Origin of the sequence: Ornithinimicrobium sp. (genome assembly GCF_051004135.1) — a bacterium.
Classification (GTDB): domain Bacteria; phylum Actinomycetota; class Actinomycetes; order Actinomycetales; family Dermatophilaceae; genus Ornithinicoccus.
Genome location: NZ_JBPCKQ010000080.1, coordinates 1 through 21,315 on the forward strand (window position 1 = coordinate 1; position 21,315 = coordinate 21,315).

The window sequence follows — 21,315 nt, forward strand, 5'->3', positions numbered from 1 at the left end:
GACCGACTTCTCCCGACCCAACGCGCGCGAGAGCTCGACAACCGTCAGACCACTACGCGCGGCCGTGTCGGCGTCCGACAGGGCCTCCAGCAGGCCCACGATCTTCGCCGCAGCCGTGTCGTGCGTCGCAGTCATGCCCCTACCATGCACACGCCGTTGCCCACATCGCAAGCGCCCGATGTAATTGCTGCAACACATTTGAGCCAATGGCGCCCAGCGCGAGCGGTCCAAGTCATCGGTCTAGTTCCAATACCGTTCAATTAGAGTGGCACCGGTGTAGTTTGGGGGCATGCCCCGTTCTGGTTGGAGGAAGGCCGAGTCGGACCGGCGGTTGCCGGATCTGGTGTCGGTGGGTCTGTTGATGAGGGTCTTTCCCGCCGAGGTGGTGGACTCGGTGATCGCGGAGTGTGGGCGGACCGAGCAGCGGCGCCGGTCGTTACCGGCGCGGTCGATGGCGTATTTCGCGATGGGGATGGCGCTGCACTCGGAGGGCTCGTATGAGGACGTGCTGGCGTTGATCTCCGACGGGATCGCCTGGGCGCGCAGGGATCCGGACGGGCACCGGTTGGCGAACAAGGCGGCGATCTCCCACGCCCGGGACCGGCTGGGAGCCGAGCCGTTGGCCAAGCTGTTCGACCGGGTCGCGCAACCGTTGGCAGGTCCGGACACCCCATGGTGTTGGTTGGCCGGGCGGCGCCTGGTCGCGATCGACGGGACGTGCCTGGACCTGCCGGACACCCCGGCCAACGACGCCGGATTCGGCCGTCCAGGGGTGATGAAGGGGGAACGTTCGGCGTTCCCGCAGGCGCGGGTGGTCGCGTTGGCCGAGTGCGGCACCCACGCCATGTTCGACGCCGTGCTCGGCCCGTACACCACCTCGGAGAACGCCCTGTCTGTTGGCCTGCTGGCCCGGCTGGCACCGGGGATGCTGTGCCTGGCCAACCGCGGCTTCTACAGCTTCACCACCTGGGTCAAGGCCGCCGCCACCGGGGCCGACCTGCTGTGGCGGGTCAAGGACAACCTGCGCCTGGAGCCGGTCAGCGACCTGCCCGACGGGTCCTGGCTGGCCGATGTCTTCGACTCGAGCACCGACCGTCGTCGCCAACACCCTCGGCGGGTCCGGGTGATCGAGTACACGATCGATGACGGCCGCGACCCGGCCGGCCCGTACCGGCTGGTCACCACCATTCTGGACCACCAGCAGGCGCCCGCGGCGGACTTGGCGGGCGCCTATGCGCAACGCTGGGAGATCGAGACCGCCTTCGATGAGCTCAAGACCCACCAGCGCGGGCCGTGGGCCGTGCTGCGCTCAAAGTCCCCAGAGTTGGTCACCCAGGAGATCTGGGGCCACCTGTGCTGCCACTACGCGATCCGCTGGCTGATGTTCGAGGCCGCCGAACACGCCGGTCACGACCCCGACCGCCTCTCCTTCGTCGCCGCGCTACGGATCTCTCGGCGCTCCATCGCCCAACAGGGCGCCTTTTCCCCCTGAGGCCCCCGACACCATCGCCCGGCTCTGGGCCCACGCCATCGGCGAGCTCCTCCACCGACTCGGGCCGCGGCGACGACCCCTGGGGTGTGGCTCGTTGCCGAAGCGCGTATCGCCAGTCCGGGCTGGCCCTGGTCGCCGGGGAAGGCGCGGCGCGTGTTGGTGGAGTTCTGACCCCTTCGACGGCGCTGGGTCATGCGCTGGTGCAGCGGTCGCTCGCCCTGGGCTTCACCGTGGAGGTCATTCGTGTGCAGGCTGCCCCTCGCTGACGTCGGCGGGGGGTGCGGCGAGCCCCTTCTCGGGCTCGTCCGGGCCCCGGAGGATCGCTGCCACTCGCCGAGGGTGGCAGATGACTGGTTTGTCCTCGCCACCCGGAGGAGCGACGTGGGCGGCAGAATCGTGCATGTGTGCACTCTGGCCGCCTCAGCCCAGGTCGACCTCGCCGCACACGTGGACGTCGACGCCCAGCCGAGTGAAGAGCGCTGCCTTGGCGACCAAGGCCTTGTCGGCTCCGGCCGCGTCCTGCGCATACGCGATCTGGATGTGGTTGGCCTTGTGCCGCGCCATGAACTGATCCCGGGTGATCCCATGCAGGACGACGTGCGCGATCGGCCACTCCGGGTTGGTGGCGTCCTTGCGGCGTCGGGTCTCCTCCTCGGGCAGCTCGACGACGCTGGCCCGGCCGATGTCGACGTGCAGCGACGAACCGTCGAGCAGGTAGACGCGGGACCAGACGATCTCACCGGGTTTGGAGACTCCGTTGATCGTGGCGCCTCCGGCGGGGAAGAACATCGGACCCTGCCGCCAGCCCTCGGCGCCCCGGTAGCCGTCGATCAGGTGCGACGGCGGTACGGAGCCGGAAATCTCGTAGACCCAGACGAACTGCCCGTCGAACTGCTCCCCCCAGCGGACGTCGTGCAGGGTCGTGGCAGGGTCCAGGCCCATCGCGCGCCAGACCCTGTTGGTCACCAGCGCGTCGACCGCGACGCCCTCGTCGACCTCGTTGAAGTGCGGCAGCGCCTCGTCCTCGTAGAGCACCCGGCTGCCGTCCCGGCTGGTCGCCGGTGGGCGGACGACGTTGTTGAGCAGCCCCTCGACCAGGTCGGAGGCGGGGGTGAGGTCCTTCAGGCCCTGCTGATACTGGATGCCGACCGCGTCCAGCCCGAAGTCGTCGCTGATCCACAGCGCGGCGACATACATCTTGTATTGCCACGTCAGCTGCTCCTGGGTCAGCTCGGTGGCATCGTCGGTGCCGATCAGGAAGCGCATGCCGGCCTCCTCGAGCCAGCGCCCGACCGCTGCAGCCTCCTCCTCGGTGATCCATTGCATCTCGGCCCACAGGGCGCTCTGGGAGAGCCGTTCCTTGTAGATGCCGATGGGGTTGAGGATCTCGTCGTCGAAGATCGCGTTGTACATGCCCATGCAGCCCTCGTCGAAGACGCCGATGATGGCCTTCTCGTCGAGCAGCTGCTCAGCGAGAGCGATGCCGAGGGCCCGCTCCGGGCTGTCCGCTAAATCCGGCAGGTCCCGCACGTGCGAGGTGTCGTGCTCCACCCGACCGTTCTGCACCCAGGCGGCAATCCCATCGCGGAACCACTCATCGGTGCCGTCCACCGTCCACAGCGTGGAGTAGGACTGGCCCATCTTGGCCATTCCCGCGTTGAGGCCCAGCAGCCCCACGAGCCCGGGCCAGCGACCGGCGAAGTTGGCGACCGTGAGGATCGGTCCGCGGTGGGTGCGCAGGCCCGCAAGGACGTGGTGGCTGTACTGCCAGATGGCCTCGGCAACGATCAGTGGCGCATCCAGCGGGATCTGCTGGAAGGCCTGCAGCCCCATTCGTTGACTGGTGATGAAGCCGTGTCCGGTCTGCGGGTCGACCTCCGGGACGCGTCGGACGCTCCAGCCGTGCTCGGCCAGAGCGTCGGTGACGAACCCCTCGAGCTCCACCTGGGTGGGCCAACCGGCCGTGTTGGCGGCCGGTCGGAGATCACCGCTGGCGACGAGGTATGCGGTGCGGGACGGGGCCACGGGTCGGCTGGTGGCGGTCGGCAGGGTGTAGGTCACGACTCTCCTTGGGGGCTCACGTCGACGGGATGGGACAGGTCGACCAGGGTGTGGGTCAGGTGCTTGGTCGCGGGGTACAGGTCGAGGTAGAGGTCGTAGAGGCGCGCATAGTGCGCTGCTCGGTCCGGGTCGGGGGAGCAGGTGTGGCTCGGTGGGTTCCACTGGGCGATGTCGACGTCGGTGACCATGCCGGCGGCGAGGTAGGCGGCCCCGTAGCTGGCCCCGATGGTGTGGGTGGGCACCACCTGGTCCAGCCCTGTGACGTCGGAGACGATCTGGGTCCACAGCTCCCCCTGTGTGCCACCTCCCACGGCGACGACCCTCTCCACCTGCACCCCCGCCTCGCGCATCGCCTCGACGTTGTGACGCACGCCGTAGGCGGTGGCCTCCAGGACCGCTCGGTAGAGGTCCCCCCGGGTGTGGGTCAGCGACAGGCCGAGGATGGCGCCGCGGGCCTGCGGATCGAAGACCGGGGTGCGCTCCCCGGCGAAGTACGGCAGCGCGAGCAGGCCCTGGGCCCCCGGACCGGACTCCGTGGCCTCCGCCAGCAGGGTCGGGTAGTCACACCCGCCCGTCAGGTCACGGACCCATGCCGTGAGCGCTCCAGAGGATGCCATGCCGCCGGCGAGGTTACGGGTGCCCGACCTCACGCCGGTGGTGCCCCACATGACCTCACTGGTCACCGGCTCGGGCACGGTGGCGATCAGGAACATGGTGGTGCCGTACATCAGCATCAGGTCGCAGACGTTCTGCGCGTCGACGCTGACCGCCTCGGACCAGGCGTCGATGGTGCCCACGGTCACCGGTGTCCCAGCGGGGATGCCGCCGATCTCCTGGGAGGTGCGCCCCGCCTGATCCCCGGACCAGGCCAGGGTTGGCAGGTCCAGGTGCTCCGCGACCACGCCGGCCCAGTGCTCGTGCCAGTCCTGGGTATGCCGGTCGTACATCGGCGTGCACTGGCTGGCGGAGTGCTGGTCCAGGGCGTAGGCGCCGGTCAGCCGGAAGGCCAACCACGAGGCGGGCATGAACATCCGGCGGGCTCTGCGCCATACCTCCGGCTCCTCCTGCGCCACCCAGCGCAGCTTGGGGCCGACCGCCTGGCTGGACAGCACGGAGCCCGACTGCTCCAGGACCTGTTCGCGACCGAGCTCGGCCTCCAGCTCGGCGATCTGGGCTGTCGCCCGGGTGTCCACCCCGTAGAGGATCGCTGGTCGGACCGGTTGGTCGTCGGCGTCGGTCAGCAAAACGCACGGACCCATGCCGCTCACGCCGACTGCGTCCACGACGACGGCTCCGGGGCCGGTCAGCTCGGCGGCGATCTCGACGAACTCGTCCCACCAGAGCTCGCCGTCCATCTCCACCTGACCCGGCGCAGGGCGTGACACCGAGTGCTCCCGGACGGCGCTTCGCACCAGGGTGCCGTCGGCCAGGGTGAGCACGCCCTTGCTGCTCGACGTCCCGATGTCGACACCCAGGAAGGCAGATGTTGGCATCAGCCCACCTTGTCAGCAATCGATTACTGTGGCAATTCTTCCTGCTCTGACCGCTCACCGATCGGCGACGACGACCCGCCGGGCCGGTTCCACGTCGCCTCGGAGCCGTTCGAGGAAGAGCTGTGCGGCTTGGACTCCCAGCTCTCGCGGCCGCAGCGGCACCAGGGTCAGCCCCTCCACCGGTGAGGTGGCGAAGGGGAGATCACCGATGATGCCGACACCGAGGTGATCGGTGCTCCCGTAGGTCCGCACCAGCTTCTGTAGGACACCGACCCCGACGAGGTTGTTGGTGGCCAGCACCGCATCGGGGGGGTCGGCCAGATCGAGGAGATGGCGCATCGCGGTCCTGCCGCCGTCGACCTTGAAGTTCACGTGCCGCAACAAAGCGTCATCCGCGGCCCAACCCGCCTCCTCCATGGCGGCTCGCCATCCGGCGGCCCGATCCACAGCCGTGCTGGTCCGGCGAGGTCCGGTCACGCAGGCGATGCGGGTGAAGGACCGCTGTAGGAGCCGCCGAGTGGCCTCCCGACCGAGGGAGATGTTGTCGAAGAACACCTGATCGACCTCGGCGGAGACGGGGCGGTCGAGTACGACCACCACCCGTTGCTTGTCGGTCAGCGGTGCCAACCGGGGTGTGGCACTGGCCGGCGCGAGGATGACGCCGGCCATGTTCTCGCCGGCCGCGATCGACAGGTAGCGCTCTTCCTTGGCCGGCTCGTCATCGGTGTTGCAGAGCACGACGGACAGGCCGGCCTGCTGCGCGACGTCCTCCACGCCCCGGGCGACGGACGTGAAGAACGGGTTCTCGATGTCGGGCAGGATCAGGGCTACGACGTCGCTGTACCGCCGCCGCAGCGACCGTGCGGTCCGGTCGGGCAGGTAGGCAAGGTCCGCCGCGGCTCGCTGGACGGCCTGAGCGAGGTCGGCCCGGACCGGCTTGCCGTTGAGGACCCGGGACACGGTGGCGGTGGAGACCCCGGCGCGCTGTGCCACCTGCGCGATCGTGGTCACCAGGGTCTCCAGTCGTGAGGTGCATGTATCGAGCCCGGCGCCGGTCGGGTCGGGCATGCCGCCGATCGCCGTCACTACCATGACTGTATGTCGGTCACGGACGAGGCCATCCTGCAGATCAAGCGCATGATCATCACCGGCGAGCTGCGACCGGGCGACCGGCTGCCGCCGGAGAAGGAGCTCAGCGAGCGACTGGACCTGTCCCGGAGCTCACTGCGTGAGGCCGTCAAGGCGCTCGGGATGTTCCGGGTGCTGGACGTCCGCCGAGGCGACGGAACCTACGTCACGTCGCTCCGGCCGGCGCTGTTGACCGAGGCACTGTCCTTCGTCGTCGACATGCACCAGGACGACACCGTCCTGCAACTGATGGAGGTGCGACGCTTCCTTGAGGCAGCAGCCACCCGCAAGGCGGCGTCAATGATCAGCGTGGCGCACCTCGCCGCGCTGCGCGACGAGGTGTCCATCGGATCCGACATCGACGTCGAGCAGCTGGTCGAGCACGACCTGCGCTTTCACGGGCTAGTCGCCGCGGCGGCCGGCAACGACTATCTGATGAGCCTGTTGGACGGCCTGTCCCCCAGGATCCTGCGGGCACGGGTCTGGCGGGGGTTGACCGAGGGCGGTGCGGTGGCTCGCACCATCGCCGAGCACAGTGCGATCGTCGCGGCCCTCGAGCTGGGCCAGGCGGACGTCGCCGAGTCGGCGATGATCGTGCACATCAACGGCGTGGAGCAGTGGCTGCGCGTGACGCTGCGCGCCCAGGAGGAGGCAGACGCACGGGCCGCCCAGGACGAGGACGAACCTGCCCCGGAGTCGGCGGGGCAGCAGACCGGGGAGGCTCCTCAGTAGCCGGTCGCCGCCTGGTTGGCCGACAGCTGTGCCTGGATGAAGCCCAGCGCGTGCCGCCCGAGCTCGTCACCGTCGTCCCATAGGTCCCGCCAGATGCCCAGGGTCCGAGTCAGTTGCCCCGAGGCCACGGCGGAGGAGAACGACTCGAAGACCACCGGGCCGTCGAAACTGATGTGCTGCAGTGCACGGAACAGACTGTTGAGGTCGACGCTGCCCGTGCCCAGGTAGCCGCGGTGGCTCTCGCCGACGGGCACGTACTTCAGCTGCGGGCCGGTCTCGAGGATCGGCAGGAACATGTCCGTCTCCTCGATGTTCATGTGGTAGCTGTCCAGCTGGATGCCGACCTCGACCCCGGGGATGCCGGCGACGAAGTCACGTGCCTGTCGGGCGGTGTTGAGCACGTTCGACTCGTACCGGTTGGTCACTTCCAGGCTCACTGTGATGCCCGCATCGGCTGCTCGACGGGCGACCCGTCCGATCACGTCCTGGCTGTTGGCCACCCCACGCGACGTGGCGAACGTGTCGTACTTGCGCATCGCGCTGTAGATGATCCCGCACAGGTGCTCCGAGCCCAGCGCGGCCAGGACGTCCACCGCTCGGTTGAGCAGGTCCTCACCGGCCCGGACCGCCTCCGGCTCCTCGCCGCTGATGTCGGTGGCCGCGCTGAGTCCCAGGCTGCCAGTGGCGACGATCCCCTCCTGGTCCAGAGCCGAGCGGGCTGCTGTCGTGTCGAACGTCGCCGGGTCCATCAGCGGGAACTCGATCAGGTCGAAGCCGACGTCCTTGGTGCGCCGGACCGCCTCCCGGATGCCGGCGGCGTCGTAGCTGCCGGTCCAGACCAGCCCGTGGCAGCCGATCCTCATCGCCGCGCTCCCTCATCGAAGGTCTCGGGGTTCGGTTGCGCTCCGTCGTGCAGGACACAGCGCGCGGCGGCCTCCGACGCGGCGGTCATCGCCGCCTCAGGGGGGTCACCGAGACAGAGCCGGGCGGCCAGCGTCCCACAGTAGGCGTCCCCCGCACCGGTTGTGTCGACCGGCGAGACGGACCGGGCGGGCACCTCGAAACTGCCCCAGCGCGACCCGGCGGCCCCCAGGGTGACCAGCAGCGACGGCACCGTCGACCCAGCTCTTTTCAGCAGCCCGGCCTCGTGCTCGTTGACGACGACGGGATCGCACCCGCTCAGCACCTCGTCCGGCAGCGCCGCGAACGGAGCCAGATTGAGGACGACCCGTGCCCTGCGCTCTCGCGCGAAGTGAGCGGCCTGCCCGACGACGTCGAGCGGTAGCTCAAGCGGCATGAGCAGGACGTCGCCCTCGCCGAGGGTCTCGAGCTTGTCGATGTCCGCAGCGGTCATGCGGTGGTTGGCACCGGGCGCCACCACGATCATGTTCTCCCCGTCGGCGTCGTTGTAGATGATGGCGGTACCGGTGGGCGTGCCGGGTACGACCTCCATCGCAGAGGTGTCGACCCCGAACCGAGCGAGCCGGGTGAGGTAGGCGTGACCCTGGGGGTCGTCGCCCACCTTGCCGACGAAGACGGACGACGCACCGGCCATTGCTGCAGCGACTGCCTGGTTGGCGCCCTTGCCGCCGAACCGGTACTCGATGTCACCCGACATGACCGTCTCACCGGTATGCGGATGCCGATCCATGTGCAGGTGCAGATCCTGACTCAGTGACCCGAAGACGATGACTTTGCCCACGTGCTTCCTCTCGCCGTCCCGCGCGCGGCGTTGCGCGATGATCAGTAGGTTATCCGACCATTGGGACGTCGCCGCATGCCCAGCGGCAGATTCTGCCGCGTTCGCGGTCATGACAACCCAACCCGTGCCGCTACCCTGGGGCAGACATCGGAACTCTGCTCTGTGATCCGGCCATAGTTGAGGAGGTGGCACCATGGTGTACAGCCCTCCCAGCCCTCCGACATGGGGTGTGCTCGGTGCAGCCAGGATCGCGCACGAGCAGGTGGTCCCTGCGATCCGTCGAGCCGGCGCCGGTGAGGTGCTGGGGGTGAGCAGCGCCAGCGGCCGAGCGGACAGCTTCGCGGACGCGCTGGACATCGAGAGGCCCTACGCGACCCACCAGGCGCTGCTCTCCGACCCCGACATCGAGGTGGTCTACGTCGCCCTTCCCAACAGTCTTCACGCCCCGTGGATCCTACGCTCAGTGGAGTCGGGCAAGCACGTGCTGTGCGAGAAGCCCATCGTGCTGGACGCCCGTGACCTCGACCGGATCGCCGACGCCGCGACGACCAGCGGCGTGGTCGTGGGCGAGGCGTTCATGTATCGCCATCATGCACAGCTGCAGATGATCCGGGATGTCATCGCCGGGGGTGACATCGGCGAGGTGTGCGCCCTGCACGCCAGGCTGCACTTCGCCCTCGAGCGAACGCCACAGCCGGACATCAGGCTGCTCCCGGACCTCGGCGGTGGTGCCCTGTGGGACCTGGGCTGCTACCCGGTCGACTTCTTCGGCGCGATCCTGTCGCGGGAGCCCGACCAGGTGGTGGCGGTAGACAGCCGCGACGAGGAAGGCGGGGTCTTCACACACGTGGCCGCCAGTCTGCGCTACGGCTCCGTGACGGCCGGACTCGATTGCGGCTTCGACGCGCAGATGGTCGGCACGGCGACCGTGGTCGGCTCGGCGGGGTCGGTCAGTGTCACCGACCTGTTCCGCTCCGACCTGGTCGGAGATGTCGGGACTGTCATCGTGGAGTCTGGGTCGGATCGACGTTCCTTAGCCGTAGGCTCGGATCAGTATGCCGAGCAGGCGGCAGCGTTCGCGAGGCAGGTCCGTCGCGGCACCCCGGACCCTGCAGCCTGGGACCACTCCGCGCGGACCACACGCACCCTCGCGCGCATCGACACGACGCTGCACGCCGGGGACCGCCACTCCGAGCGCTGACCATCGACCCGAGGAGGCCGCATGGCGTTCTATATCGACTCCGCCGACCGCAGCACCGTCGAGCGACTCTGGGCCTCCGGCGTCTTCGCCGGTGTGACCACCAATCCCACCATTTTGTCCCGCGCCGGATTGTCGCAACGCGATCTCCCCGAGATCTACAAATGGCTCTCCGAACTGGGCGTCCCGGTGATCTTCATGCAGGTCCTGGGCACGGGCGTCCAGGAGATGACCAGCTCGGCCGCCTGGTTGCGGTCGCTGGGACCGGTCGTCGTCAAGGTCCCCTCGACCTCGGCCGGTCTGCGGGTGGCCCGCGACCTGGTGGACGACGGCTGCCCGGTCCTGGTCACTGCCGTCTATCACCCGGTGCAGGCGATTCTGGCTCGGGACGTGGGAGCAGACTGGGTCGCACCCTATGTCGGTCGGATGTCAGATGCGGGACGTGCGGGCGTCGACTCCGTGGTCCAGATGCAGCAGGCGATCGGCGGGGGCAGGACCAGGATTCTGGCGGCCTCGCTGCGTTCGGCCGACCAGGTCGCCGAGCTCGCCGCTGCGGGAGTGCCCCACTTCACGGTGGGCGAGGCCGTGGCCGCACAGATGTTGGAGGACGAGCTGACCGAGGTCGCTGTGACCGAGTTCGAGAAGGCGGGCGGGCGAGCCGCAGTGCGCTGAGGGCCGAGTCGCGGCGGGCACATGCGTCGCGGCCGATGACCTAGAGCAGACGGACGATGGGCTGCGCCGGATCGCCCTGCTCCGACTGCACGATGTTGACCTCGAACCGAGAGCGGTCGGCGCGGTGGAAGGCGATGAAGGTCTCGATCGGTGCACCGTGCGCTCCGTAGGTCACGTTCGTGAGCTTCAGCACGGGGTCGCTCGGGCCGATCTGCAGGTCCTTGGTCAGCGGCGGGTCGCTGCGGTGCGCCTCGACCATGCGCCGGCTGCGCACCAGCGACTGGCCGTACCGCTCGCGCAGCAGGCGATACAGGGAGTCCTCGCGCAGGTCCTGGGCGACAAGGTCCGGCGCGTAGCGCACCGGAACGTGGCTCAGCGTGTAGACCCATGGCTCATCGTCCACGAACCGCAGCCGCTCGATGGCGGTGACCGGAGTCTCAGGCGGGATCTCGAGTCGCGCAGCCACGTCGGCGTCGGCCAGTTCCACCGTCAGGGTGCGCACCTCGCTGCGCAGCGTGCGGCCCATCGACCTGATGTCGTCGTAGAGGCCGTTGAGCGACTGCACGAGACTCTGTGAGGTGCGTTCGTGCGCCACGAAGGTGCCTCGGCCCTTCTGCCGGTCGAGCACGTTCTCCCGATGCAGGTCCGACAGCGCCTGGCGGACTACAGTGCGGGAGACGCCGTAGCGCTCGCACAGGGTGTGCTCGCCGTCGAGCCGGTCGCCGGGTGCAAGCTCTCCGGAGGTGACCCGCTCGCGCAAGATTTCCTTGAGCTGGTAGTAGTAGGGCAGCGGAGAGGCTCGGTCGACGGTTCGGCGGCTGCGAGGCCAGACACCGGCTCCCGGGTCGGATGCCTCCATGATCAGGACCCTAGCGTGCTGGCCTCGTGGGCCAGCTGTTGCACCGTGGCCCAGTCGCCTGCCGCGCACACGCCGGCGGGGGTGAGCCAGGAGCCTCCGACGCAACTCACGTTGGGCAGGGCGAGGTAGTCCTCGGCCGTGGCAGGGATGATACCCCCGGTCGGACAGAACACGGCCTGCGGCAGAGGGTCGTGGACTGCCCGAAGGTACTCGACGCCTCCGGCCTGCTCCGCCGGAAAGAACTTGACTGCCCGATGGCCGCGCTCTATGAGCATCATGATCTCGGTCAGGGTGCTGGCGCCGGCGAGGAGCGGCAAACCGGCCGTCAGCACCGCGTCCACCAGAGTCGCTGGACTTCCGGGGGTGACCACGAACCGTGCGCCGGCCTGTTCGGCCGCGCTGGCCTGGTCGCGGGTGATGACCGTTCCGGCGCCGACGAGCATCTCGGGGAGCGCGCGGGCGATACGGGCGATGGCATCCAGGCCTGCCTCGGTGCGCAGCGTGACCTCGATGATGCCGACCCCGCCCGACAGCAGGGCTTCGGCCAGGGGGAGCGCCTGCTGGGCGTCCTGGAGAACGACGACCGGGATGACGGGACTCACCGCCAGCACCTCGAGACTGGTGTCGTGCGATGTGGACGAGATGGTCATCAGTGGTGTCCCTTCAGGGGCCTCGGGTGCCAGGTGAGCCACCGCGCCGGGTTCGCGGTCAGGATCTGATGGGCGACGTCCTCGCCCACGCGTGCCCTCATCCGCGGAACGAAGCGGTCGAAGAGGTAGCGCAGGCCCGGCATGCCGCCGTAGGCGAGGTACCTGCTGCGCCGGGCGACGTCGCCGCCGAGGAGGAGGCGGTCGGCGTACCCCTGTGTGACGACATCGGCCAGGCAGTCCAGGAGCACCGAGTCGGGCCAGTGTTGATGTCGAGCCGGACCGTCGTAGCCCAGATAGCATCCCCTGCGCGCGAGGTCGGCGTGCAGACCAGGATCGGGGTTGCGGTCCAGGTGAGCCAGGGCGACCCGTCCAGCAGAACATCCCTGTGCGATCAACCGGTCCAGGACCTCATGAGCCGCGCTGCCGTGCTCCAGGTGCACCATGACGGGCACGCCCGACCGGGCCGAGACCTGACCCGCCGCATCCAGCGAGCGGCGCTCGAAGTCGGTGAGGGCCCACAGCCCCGCGCCGGCCTTCACGACACCCGCGCGCACCGCCGTGCCGTCCATCCCGGCATACAGGTCGGCCTCGATGTGCTCGATCAGGCTCTCGATGGAGGCCGTGACGAGGTCGGGCGACTCGGGGTAGTGGGCCTGCCGGTGCACGCCGGTGACGTGCACGATGTGCAGCCCGGTGGCCGCCGAGATGCGGGCCGAAGCGGCGGGGTCGCGCCCGAGTCCTCGAGGAGTGGCCTCCACCATGGCGGTCGCACCGGATGACCGGAGGTCGCCGGCCTCGGCCTGACTGGCGCTCTCGTCGTCCAGGTCCTCACCGGGGAGCAGCGGGCTGCACTGGAAGAGGTGCTCGTGATAGTCGGTGGGCCCGAGCACATCGGCCGGGATGTCGCCGAGAACGGTACGGATCACCCCGCTCATCGAGTGTCCTGAGCGGCCTGGGAGAGGGACTGCACGACCTCCGGACCCATGGGCACCTTGAAGACCTCGGCGATCACCTGGGTCCAGCCGTGGATGAAGTATCGCCAGCCGTCGACCACGGTCAGGTCTTGTTCCTCCGCCTGGGCACGGGCCTGTCCGAGGAACTCCAGCGTGCCGCGGTAGTTGAGCTCCCAGATCACCCCTTGCCGGGGAAGGGCGACGCCATCGGGCAGCGGCGTGCCGGGTCGGTCCTTGCCCAGGCCCGTCGCGTTGATGACCAGGCTGCCCCGGGGTAGGGTTTCGACCAGTGCCGCGACGTCGGTGTCGGCCGTGGCCACGGTATGCAGATCGGTCCAGGCAGCGTGGGGGTCCACCACCTCCCGTAGGTGGGCCAGCCGGTTGGGCGCGGTGTCCAGGAACGTCATCGAGGCAGGAGCATCAGGACGTCGCGCGAGGTACCATCCGATCGCGATGCCGGCGCCTCCCGCGCCGAGACACAGCACATGGCCGCCGCCTTGGCCGAAGTGGTCGTGCGCGAGGACCTCCTCCAGAGCCAGGCCGGCGGTGATGGGGTCCTTGGCGGCGCCGAGCGTCCGGCCGTGACGGAACGCGATGGAGGACACCTCACCGACCTCGGCGGCGAACTCGTCGACGTCGTCGAACAGGTCGCGAGCTGCCTCGAACATCGAGATCTTGTGGGTTGTCACGAGCGCGCCTGCGCAGGCAGGGTCTTCGCGCATCGAGGTCAGGGCGTCACGGTAGGCCCCCGGGCCGGCGCCCAGCGGAATGTCCAGGCCGACCAGCTCGGCGCCGAGTCCGAGGAGCCGCGACCAGTCGGGGAAGATCGTCATGATCGACGAGGTGGCCGTGTTGACGCCGACGAAACGCATCCGGGATGTCATCGTCAGCTCTCCTTGCCGCGGGCCGTGACCGGCAGGTCAACAGGGTGATGGGCAGGCCTGCCGCTCAGCACGGCCAGGACGTCAGCCACGGCAGCCTCCCCCATGCGGTCGATGGCCTGGGTCGTCTGTCCCCCGAGGTGGGGGGTGACCGTCACCTGGGCCCTGAGGTCCGGGGCCAGCAAAGGAGAGGTGCCGTCCTGGTCGGCCTCTGTCTGCAGGCTGTCTGCGGCGTAGCCGAACAGGCGGCCCTCACGCAGCGCCATGGCGACGGCACCCTCGTCGACGAGGTCCGCGCGTGCGGTGTTGACGACGAGCTGACTCGGCCGGCAGTCCTCCAGCCATGCGGCATCGATGAGCACGGCCCCTCCGGGGGCGTGCAACGCCACCACGTCGCAGGCGGTGCGTAGCCGCTGCAACGGAACCGGCGTATGCCCGTCCTCGGCAATCTCGCGCTCCGGTAGGTACGGATCGTGCACGAGGACGTCACAGCCGAGGGCGGCGCATTGCCGTGCCGTCCCGCGGCCGACGCGGCCGAAGCCAACCACTCCGACGACGGAGCCGGACAGCTGGCGGCCCCGGATGACCGACCAGTCCCCGCGACGCACCATCGCATCGCCTGCGGCAACAGACCGGAGCGCCGCCATCAGCAGGGCGATCGTGTGCTCTGCGACGGCCTCGCTGTTGGCGCCAGGGGTGTTGGTCACCACCACGCCGCCGGCGGCGGCCGCGTCCAGGTCCACGGCGTCGACCCCGACACCGTAGCGGGCGAGAACTTTGAGGGCCGGGGCGGCCTGGAGGTGCTCTGCCATGACCGGACCGGTGCCGGCGATCCAGCCCACGGCGTGGGCCAGATGAGGTTGCAAGGTCCTCAGATCGTGATCCGCAGGGCAGCGCACGACGCGCAGCCCTGCCCTGTCCAAGGTGTCGACCAGGTCGCGCTCGCCGCTGGAGAACGAGCGCGACGTGACGACCACCGTGTCGTTCATGGGGATGCCTCGCGCCCCTCGAACCAGGGCTCGAGCTGCTGATAGGCGTCGAGGAAGCGACGGTGCTGAGGGTGAGCCCGGTCCTGCCGAGAGCGGTCCGGTTCGAAGGTCGCAGTGATCTCGGACAGCGACCGCGCCGTCTCGAAGCCGTCGACGAGCCCGAGCCCGACGGCAGCGGTGACGGCTGCCCCCAGACTGTTGGCGTCCGCCACGATGCTGCGCCGTCGCACGGGCACCTGCCAGACGTCGGCGAGGATCCCCATCCACACGTCGCTCTGGGCCCCGCCGCCGATGACGTCCAGGGCGCCCACCTCGATGCCGTTGTCGGTGAACGCGTCCTTGCAGGTCCGCAGGTTGAAGCCCACGCCCTCCAGAACGGCGCGGACCAGGTGGGCCGGCCGGTGGTGGCGGCGCAGCCCGACGAACGTCCCCGCTGCAGCCGCGTTCCAGTAGGGGGACCTCTCGCCCATCAGGTGGGGGAGGAAGTACAAGTCCTCGTCGACTGCGGGCACCTCGTCGGCCTCGGCCAGGAGTCGGGAGTAGGTCGCGTCGTCGCCGCCGAACAGCTCCATCACCCAGCTCAGGCTCGCCCCTCCGGCCTGCATGGTGGCCGTAGGCACGAAGTGGTCGGGCACGACGTGGTCGAAGGTCATCGACCGCTTGGCCGGATCGTGCAGGGGCTGGGTCCTGGACGCGGAGATCCACGAAGAGGAGCCCAGACTGACGTAGGCGGCGTCCTGGGAGGTGATGACTCCGGCACCGACCCCCGCCATGGGGCCGTCGCCACCCCCGAGGACCACCGGGGTGTCGACCTCCAAACCGAGATGCTCGGCGGCTGCAGCGGTGAGGCCCCCCACGACGGTGGTGGAGGACACGATTCGGGGCAGCACCCGGTCGGGGATCCGGGCGGCCTCGAGCATCCGGTCCGACCATCGATGGCCGACCTGGTCGTAGGCATTCGTGCCGGAGGCATCCGAAGGATCTGTGACCAGCACGCCGGTCATCCGGGCCACCACGAAGTCCTTGGCCATGCACACGTGACGGGTGCGCTCCCAGGCTTGCGGCTCGTTGTCCCGTAGCCACATGACCTTGGCGAGCGTGTAGGTCGGGTGGATGCGGTGCCCCAGCTCGTCGTACGCGGCGTCGAATCCGACGCGCTCCACCAACTGTTGCGCCTGCGTGACGCTGCGGTAGTCGGCCCAGATCATGGCCGGCCGGACTGCATTCAACTCTCCGTCCAGGAACACCGCGCCCATCATCTGCCCCGACATCCCGATGCCGGAGACCTCTCCGGGGCCGGTGCGGGTGCGTTCCAGCAGGAGTCGGGTGGCCTCGCCGACAGCCGACCACCAGTCCTCGGGGTCCTGCTCGGCGACGCCGTCGCGCCCGAAGTGCGCGGGGTACTCCACCGTGACCGACGCGACGGTGGCACCGTCGTCCTGGTGCAAGGATGCCTTGTTGCCGGTGGTGCCGAGATCGTGGGCGACGAGCATGGGACGGGGTCACCTGCCGGGGTCGGGGATGACGTGACCCTGGCACGTGCACCTACAGGATGTCAAGGGCTTGTCATTACAGGATTCCTCCCCTACGCTGGGGCGCACCTGACGAGCCGATACCCGAGTCCGCGTCGAGTCACGAGGAGAGGAGCCGGCCATGGTCGCTGTTGCCGAGCCCGCGAGGCTCGTGCTCGAGCCCACCGGGCAGATGACGGGTGCCAGCGCGGGCTACGAGAAGCACCTCGGGGACATGGGTGGGGTCTACCGCGACGACGCTGCCTACCGGGAGCAGTTGCAGAGGCACGGCCCCGACCATCTGGTCTACACGGTCCAGGAGCACCGCACCGTGGACGACGACGGTGCCCTCATCGTCGGCACCAGTACGGTGCTGCCCGGCCGAATCGGCGAGGAGTTCGCGCTGACCCGAGGCCATCTGCACGCCAGGGCCAACCGTGCCGAGCTCTACTACTGCCTGTCCGGGAGAGGCGTGATGCTGCTGGAGACGCTCGACGGTCGCAGCGAGACGGTCGAGCTCACCGCCGGGCAGGCCGCTCACGTGCCGGGGCACTGGGTGCACCGCAGCGTCAACGTCGGCGACGTCCCCTTCGTGACGATGTTCTGCTACGCCGCGGACGCCGGCCAGGACTACACCCTCATTGCCGAAGCGGGCGGCATGGCCACGCTTGTGGTCGGCGACGGGGCCGATGGCTGGAGGGTAGGACCCAACCCCGACCACACCGGCTACACGCCCCGCACGCGGGCGCCTTCCCGCCCCTACTGATCGGAGATCCCTGTGCTGAAGAACATCGACCCCCTGCTGACCGGACGGCTGCTGCGCCTCCTGGACGAGTTGGGGCACGGCGACCGGGTGGGGCTGGTCGATCGCAACTTCCCGGCATACCGGTATGAGGTCCCCGTAGTCGACCTGCGCGGAGCGGACACGGAGTCCGCGGCGCGGGCCATCCTGCAGGTCCTCCCCCTGGACAACTTCGTCGACCCCTGCGTGGATCGGATGGAGGTGGACGGCCGGCCCGAGGAGATCACCGACGCGACCCGGTCCCTCCAGGTGGTGGCCGAGGCCGCGGAGGGGCGCGAGGTCGCGATCGGCTCCGTGGAGAGATTCGCCTTCTACGAGCGCGCCAGGGACGCCATGATCTTCGTCCAGACGGGTGAAACCGTGCCCTACAGTTGCTACCTGCTGCGCAAGGGGGTCGTCTAGTCAGCCCGCCTCAACTACCGCAAAGGTAGGATGTTTCGCTACTCTGGAACACACACACGAGATGCAAGCGTCTCGATCAGGCCGGTTGGCCTGTTACAACACTTCGACGAAGAAGGTGAGCGATGAGTCCGCTCCTCGAGATCCGTGACGTCTCCAAAGGGTTCCCGGGCGTCCAGGCACTGCAGGATGTCAACCTGGTCCTGGACCGCGGCGAGGTCCTCGCCCTCGTTGGTGAGAACGGGGCGGGGAAGTCCACCCTGATGAAGATCCTGTCCGGGATCTACACCAAGGACTCGGGGACGATCTCCATCGACGGGCAGGAGGTCAGCATCCCAGGGCCGCGTGCTGCTCAGGAGCTGGGGGTGAGCATCATCCATCAGGAAATGAACCTTCTGCCGCACCTGAACGTAGCCCAGAACGTCTACCTCGGCCGGGAGCCGAGGATGGGTCCAGTGCTGCGCGAGGGCGTGCTGCGAAAGCAGACGCAGACTCTGCTGGAGGAGCTCGGGATCAAGCTGAGCGCGACCTCGACGGTCGGAGATCTCACCGTCGCTCAGCAGCAGATGGTCGAGATCACCAAGGCGCTGTCCTTCGAGGCCACCAAGATCCTCATCATGGACGAGCCGACCTCGGCCATCAGCCTCGCCGAGACCAAAGTGCTCTTCCGATTGATCCGATCACTGCGCGACCGGGGAGTCGGCATCGTCTACATCTCCCATCGGATGGAGGAACTGCGCCAGATCGCCGACCGGGTCACCGTCCTACGCGACGGGGAGTACGTCGACACGTGTCGCGTGGACGAGGTCACCGACGAGGAGATCATCGGGATGATGGTCGGTCGCGAGCTCGCCGACAAGCACCACATGAAGGCTCAGCCCCCCCGCTCAATGTCCGACATCGTGCTTTCGGTCCGCGGCCTGTCGACCAAACATCTGCTGCGTGACATCTCCTTCGACGTGCACCACGGCGAGATCGTCGGTTTTGCGGGCCTGATGGGTGCGGGTCGCACGGAGACGGCGCGGGCAATCATCGGAGCGGACCCGATCACCGCCGGGACGATCACGGTGCACGGGGAGGAAGTGAAGATCACCGGGCCCCATGTGGCCGTGAAGAACGGCATCGGATATCTGCCGGAGGACCGCAAGCGGCACGGTCTGATGCTCGACCAGGACGTCGCGTTCAATCTCACGATGTCGTCCCTGTCCCGGTACCTCGGACCCCTGGGTGTCATCCGCGCGGCCAAGGGGCTCAAGGTCACCGAGGGATTCATCGAGTCGCTGAGGATCAAGACTCCGTCGAGCCGGGCCAAGGTCAAGAACCTGTCCGGCGGCAACCAGCAGAAGGTCGTTATCGCCAAGTGGCTGGCCCGCGACTGCGACGTGCTGATCTTCGACGAGCCGACCCGCGGCATCGACGTGGGCGCCAAGGAGGAGATCTACGCCCTCCTGCAGGAGCTCGTCGACGAGGGCAAGGCCATCATCGTCATCTCCTCCGAGCTGCCCGAGGTCCTGCGCGTCTCCCACCGCATCGTGGTGATGGCGCAGGGTCGCGTGACAGGCGAGTTGAGCACCGATGAAGCCGACCAGGAACGGGTCATGCAACTGGCCACCAAGAATATCGACGAGGGAGTCGCAGCATGAGCGAATCGACCAGTACGCGGGCGGCCGAGCCCGCGTCCGAGGCCCCACCCGACCGGAAGCCGGACAACACGGCGGACAGCGGATCGCTGCGCTCCCGGCTCGGTCAGGGCCTACAGCAGATGTTGGCGTTCGGCACGCTCATCGCGCTGATCATCTTCTTCTCCATCGCCAGCTCGAACTTCCTGACGGTCAGCAACATGAGCTCGATCCTGCTCTCGACCGCAGTCATCGGCATCCTCGCGGTGGGCACCACCTTGGTCATCATCACCGGTGGAATTGACCTGTCCATCGGCACCGGGATGACCCTGTGTTCGGTAATCACGGGCCTGCTGCTGACCGACGCCGGGATGCCGCTGATCGTCGGAGTCATCGGCGGCATCGCGATGGGGGCCCTCATCGGTCTGGTCAACGGATTCAACGTCGCGTTCCTCGGATTGCCACCCTTCATCGCCACCTTGGCGATGATGCTCGTCGCCCAGGGGCTGGCCCTGGTGCTGTCCGGTGTCCGCCCGATCTACCTCACTGACGTCCCGGGCTTCTCCGACATCGCGCTGGGCAGTCTCATCCCCAAGATCCCCAACGCTGTCCTCGTCCTCTTCGGCCTGGCTCTGGTGTTCGGCTTGATCCTGGCCAAGACCATCCTCGGCCGGATGACCTACGCCATCGGCAGCAACGAGGAGGCCACCCGGCTGTCCGGCATCAACACCCGCCGCTGGCTCATCACGATCTACGCGCTGGCCGGCTCGGCGACCGGATTGGCCGGCGTGGTCATCGCCGCGCGGCTCAACTCGGTCCAGCCCCAGTTGGGCATGGGCTATGAGCTTCAGGCGATCGCCGCGGTGATTATCGGCGGCACCTCGCTGCTCGGAGGGCGCGGATCCATCCTGGGCACGCTCATCGGAGCCCTGATCATGAGCGTCCTCATCAACGGTCTGCGCATCATGGCCATCCAGTCGGAGTGGCAGACCGTCGTCGTCGGCGTCGTCGTCCTCATCGCCGTCTACGCGGACAACCTACGCAAGCGCCGCAGCGAAGGTGGTGGCTGACGACGGTCCCGGCTCACGCTCGTGGGCATCCCCTTTGACACCCCTGAACCCCCGAACCGCAATCAACTGCAAGGGAGCAGACTCGTGAAGAATCCGCGTATCACCCTGGTGACCACCAGCATCGTGGCCGCCCTCACTCTCGCCGCCTGCGGCGGCGGCAGCACCGGCACCGACGGCGCCGATGGCTCCGCCGGCGGAGCCAACGGCGGCGAACAGATGGATGTGGCCCTGGTCTCCAAGGGCTTCCAGCACCAGTTCTGGCAGGCGGTCAACACCGGCGCACAGGAGGCCGCCGACGAGCTCAACGTCGACCTGACCTTCGACGGCCCCGCCTCTGAGACCGAGGTCGACGCCCAGCTTCAGATGCTGCGCACGGCCATCGAGCGCCAACCCGACGCCATCGGCTACGCCGCCCTGGACCCGGAAGCGTGCAAGCCGCTACTGCAGCAGGCGCAAGACAACGACATCCCAGTGGTCCAGTTCGACGCCGGCTGCGACTCCGAGGTGCCGGTCAACATCTCCAAGACCGACAGCATCGTCGCCGGCGCGCTCGCCGCCGACCACATGGCGGAGCTGATCGGCGGTGAGGGCGAGGTCGCCATCGTCGCGCACAGCCAGATCAACAGCACCGGCGTGGAGCGCCGCGACGGCTTCGTCAACCAGATCGAGTCGGAGTACCCCGACATCGACGTGGTCGACATCCAGTACGGCGACGGGGATCACCTGAAGTCCGCGGATATCGCCAAGGCCATCATTGCTGCCAACCCCGACCTTGCCGGTCTCTACGGCACTAACGAGGGCTCTGCGATCGGCATCGTCAACGCCGCCAACGAACTCGGTACGGAGCCCGGTGAGTTGACGATCATCGGCTTCGACTCGGGTCAGGCGCAGATCGACGCGATAAAGTCCGGCATCATGGCCGGGGCGATCACCCAGGACCCGAAGGAGATCGGACGTCTGACGGTCGAGTCGGCGGTCAAGGCCGCCAACGGCGAGGAGGTCGAGCCGGTCCTCGACACCGGCTCGTTCTGGTACGACCAATCCAACATCGACAACCCCGAGATCCAGGAAAAGCTCTACCAGTGAGGTCGCGCACGACCCGCT

Annotated in this window: 20 protein-coding genes; 9 read left to right on the forward strand and 11 right to left on the reverse strand. The window is 68.4% G+C overall.

Translation table 11 applies throughout. The features are described from left to right. Window positions 1–289 precede the first annotated feature (289 nt). Window positions 290–1,492, forward strand: coding sequence for an IS4 family transposase (locus ACR2FV_RS04635; protein WP_434014530.1), 1,203 nt, complete (start codon window positions 290–292; stop codon window positions 1,490–1,492). Between the two features lie 420 nt (window positions 1,493–1,912). Here the strand turns inward: ACR2FV_RS04635 and ACR2FV_RS04640 are convergent, their stop codons facing one another. From ACR2FV_RS04640 to ACR2FV_RS04650, 3 genes are read right to left on the reverse strand one after another with little or no spacing between them, the layout of a single operon-like run. Beyond that, on the reverse strand, window positions 1,913–3,553 hold the full coding sequence (locus ACR2FV_RS04640) for a fucose isomerase (protein ID WP_434014531.1): 1,641 nt from the start codon (window positions 3,551–3,553) through the stop codon (window positions 1,913–1,915). Then, window positions 3,550–5,046 (reverse strand): FGGY-family carbohydrate kinase, encoded by a 1,497-nt coding sequence (locus tag ACR2FV_RS04645; protein WP_434014532.1) that lies wholly within the window; start codon window positions 5,044–5,046, stop codon window positions 3,550–3,552. Before ACR2FV_RS04645 ends, ACR2FV_RS04640 begins: the two co-directional genes overlap by 4 nt. A 54-nt stretch (window positions 5,047–5,100) precedes the next feature. Then, complete coding sequence (locus tag ACR2FV_RS04650) at window positions 5,101–6,132, reverse strand: LacI family DNA-binding transcriptional regulator (RefSeq protein ID WP_434014533.1); 1,032 nt, start codon at window positions 6,130–6,132, stop codon at window positions 5,101–5,103. Between the two features lie 12 nt (window positions 6,133–6,144). On the opposite strand from ACR2FV_RS04650, the gene ACR2FV_RS04655 reads away from it, so the two are divergent. Then, a complete protein-coding gene (locus ACR2FV_RS04655) occupies window positions 6,145–6,906 on the forward strand; it encodes a FadR/GntR family transcriptional regulator (protein WP_434014534.1) in 762 nt (253 codons plus the stop codon). Here the strand turns inward: ACR2FV_RS04655 and ACR2FV_RS04660 are convergent. Both ACR2FV_RS04660 and ACR2FV_RS04665 read right to left on the reverse strand, forming a co-directional pair. Then, on the reverse strand, window positions 6,900–7,769 hold the full coding sequence (locus ACR2FV_RS04660) for a sugar phosphate isomerase/epimerase family protein (RefSeq protein ID WP_434014535.1): 870 nt from the start codon (window positions 7,767–7,769) through the stop codon (window positions 6,900–6,902). The two genes, ACR2FV_RS04655 and ACR2FV_RS04660, sit on opposite strands and share 7 nt — an antisense overlap. Then, the gene (locus ACR2FV_RS04665) at window positions 7,766–8,608 is read right to left on the reverse strand and encodes a ribokinase (protein WP_434014536.1); all 843 of its coding nucleotides are present in this window, start codon (window positions 8,606–8,608) and stop codon (window positions 7,766–7,768) included. Before ACR2FV_RS04665 ends, ACR2FV_RS04660 begins: the two co-directional genes overlap by 4 nt. 193 nt (window positions 8,609–8,801) lie before the next feature. Here ACR2FV_RS04665 and ACR2FV_RS04670 point away from each other — a divergent pair, with 193 nt between their 5' ends. Beyond that, the gene (locus ACR2FV_RS04670; RefSeq protein ID WP_434014537.1) at window positions 8,802–9,809 is read left to right on the forward strand and encodes a Gfo/Idh/MocA family protein; all 1,008 of its coding nucleotides are present in this window, start codon (window positions 8,802–8,804) and stop codon (window positions 9,807–9,809) included. Window positions 9,810–9,830: 21 nt separating this feature from the next. After that, window positions 9,831–10,478: a transaldolase family protein gene (locus tag ACR2FV_RS04675; protein WP_434014538.1), complete on the forward strand. Its 648-nt coding sequence runs from the start codon at window positions 9,831–9,833 to the stop codon at window positions 10,476–10,478. 40 nt (window positions 10,479–10,518) lie between these two features. Here ACR2FV_RS04675 and ACR2FV_RS04680 read toward each other — a convergent pair whose 3' ends face one another. The 6 genes from ACR2FV_RS04680 to xylB are packed head-to-tail and all read right to left on the reverse strand — an operon-like array spanning window position 10,519 to window position 16,303. Beyond that, window positions 10,519–11,337: a GntR family transcriptional regulator gene (locus tag ACR2FV_RS04680; RefSeq protein WP_434014539.1), complete on the reverse strand. Its 819-nt coding sequence runs from the start codon at window positions 11,335–11,337 to the stop codon at window positions 10,519–10,521. Window positions 11,338–11,339: 2 nt separating this feature from the next. Further along, window positions 11,340–11,987, reverse strand: a complete 648-nt coding sequence (gene eda, locus ACR2FV_RS04685) for a bifunctional 4-hydroxy-2-oxoglutarate aldolase/2-dehydro-3-deoxy-phosphogluconate aldolase (protein ID WP_434014540.1) — start codon at window positions 11,985–11,987, stop codon at window positions 11,340–11,342. Further along, window positions 11,987–12,922 (reverse strand): phosphotriesterase family protein, encoded by a 936-nt coding sequence (locus ACR2FV_RS04690; RefSeq protein ID WP_434014541.1) that lies wholly within the window; start codon window positions 12,920–12,922, stop codon window positions 11,987–11,989. Before ACR2FV_RS04690 ends, eda begins: the two co-directional genes overlap by 1 nt. Beyond that, window positions 12,919–13,824, reverse strand: a complete 906-nt coding sequence (locus ACR2FV_RS04695; protein WP_434014542.1) for a shikimate dehydrogenase — start codon at window positions 13,822–13,824, stop codon at window positions 12,919–12,921. Before ACR2FV_RS04695 ends, ACR2FV_RS04690 begins: the two co-directional genes overlap by 4 nt. 2 nt (window positions 13,825–13,826) lie before the next feature. Then, window positions 13,827–14,810, reverse strand: a complete 984-nt coding sequence (locus ACR2FV_RS04700) for an NAD(P)-dependent oxidoreductase (protein WP_434014543.1) — start codon at window positions 14,808–14,810, stop codon at window positions 13,827–13,829. Further along, the gene (gene xylB, locus ACR2FV_RS04705) at window positions 14,807–16,303 is read right to left on the reverse strand and encodes a xylulokinase (RefSeq protein ID WP_434014544.1); all 1,497 of its coding nucleotides are present in this window, start codon (window positions 16,301–16,303) and stop codon (window positions 14,807–14,809) included. Before xylB ends, ACR2FV_RS04700 begins: the two co-directional genes overlap by 4 nt. A gap of 160 nt (window positions 16,304–16,463) precedes the next feature. Between xylB and ACR2FV_RS04710 the strand changes: the two genes are divergently transcribed. The 5 genes from ACR2FV_RS04710 to ACR2FV_RS04730 all read left to right on the forward strand — a co-directional run bounded on the left by ACR2FV_RS04710 (window position 16,464) and on the right by ACR2FV_RS04730 (window position 21,297). Then, on the forward strand, window positions 16,464–17,087 hold the full coding sequence (locus ACR2FV_RS04710) for a glucose-6-phosphate isomerase family protein (RefSeq protein ID WP_434014545.1): 624 nt from the start codon (window positions 16,464–16,466) through the stop codon (window positions 17,085–17,087). A gap of 12 nt (window positions 17,088–17,099) precedes the next feature. Beyond that, window positions 17,100–17,525, forward strand: a complete 426-nt coding sequence (locus ACR2FV_RS04715) for an RbsD/FucU family protein (RefSeq protein ID WP_434014546.1) — start codon at window positions 17,100–17,102, stop codon at window positions 17,523–17,525. A 122-nt stretch (window positions 17,526–17,647) separates the two neighbouring features. Beyond that, window positions 17,648–19,165 (forward strand): sugar ABC transporter ATP-binding protein, encoded by a 1,518-nt coding sequence (locus tag ACR2FV_RS04720; protein WP_434014547.1) that lies wholly within the window; start codon window positions 17,648–17,650, stop codon window positions 19,163–19,165. Beyond that, on the forward strand, window positions 19,162–20,211 hold the full coding sequence (locus ACR2FV_RS04725; RefSeq protein ID WP_434014548.1) for an ABC transporter permease: 1,050 nt from the start codon (window positions 19,162–19,164) through the stop codon (window positions 20,209–20,211). The genes ACR2FV_RS04720 and ACR2FV_RS04725 overlap by 4 nt, the downstream gene beginning before the upstream one ends. An 84-nt stretch (window positions 20,212–20,295) precedes the next feature. Next, on the forward strand, window positions 20,296–21,297 hold the full coding sequence (locus tag ACR2FV_RS04730; RefSeq protein ID WP_434014549.1) for a substrate-binding domain-containing protein: 1,002 nt from the start codon (window positions 20,296–20,298) through the stop codon (window positions 21,295–21,297). Window positions 21,298–21,315: the final 18 nt, after the last annotated feature.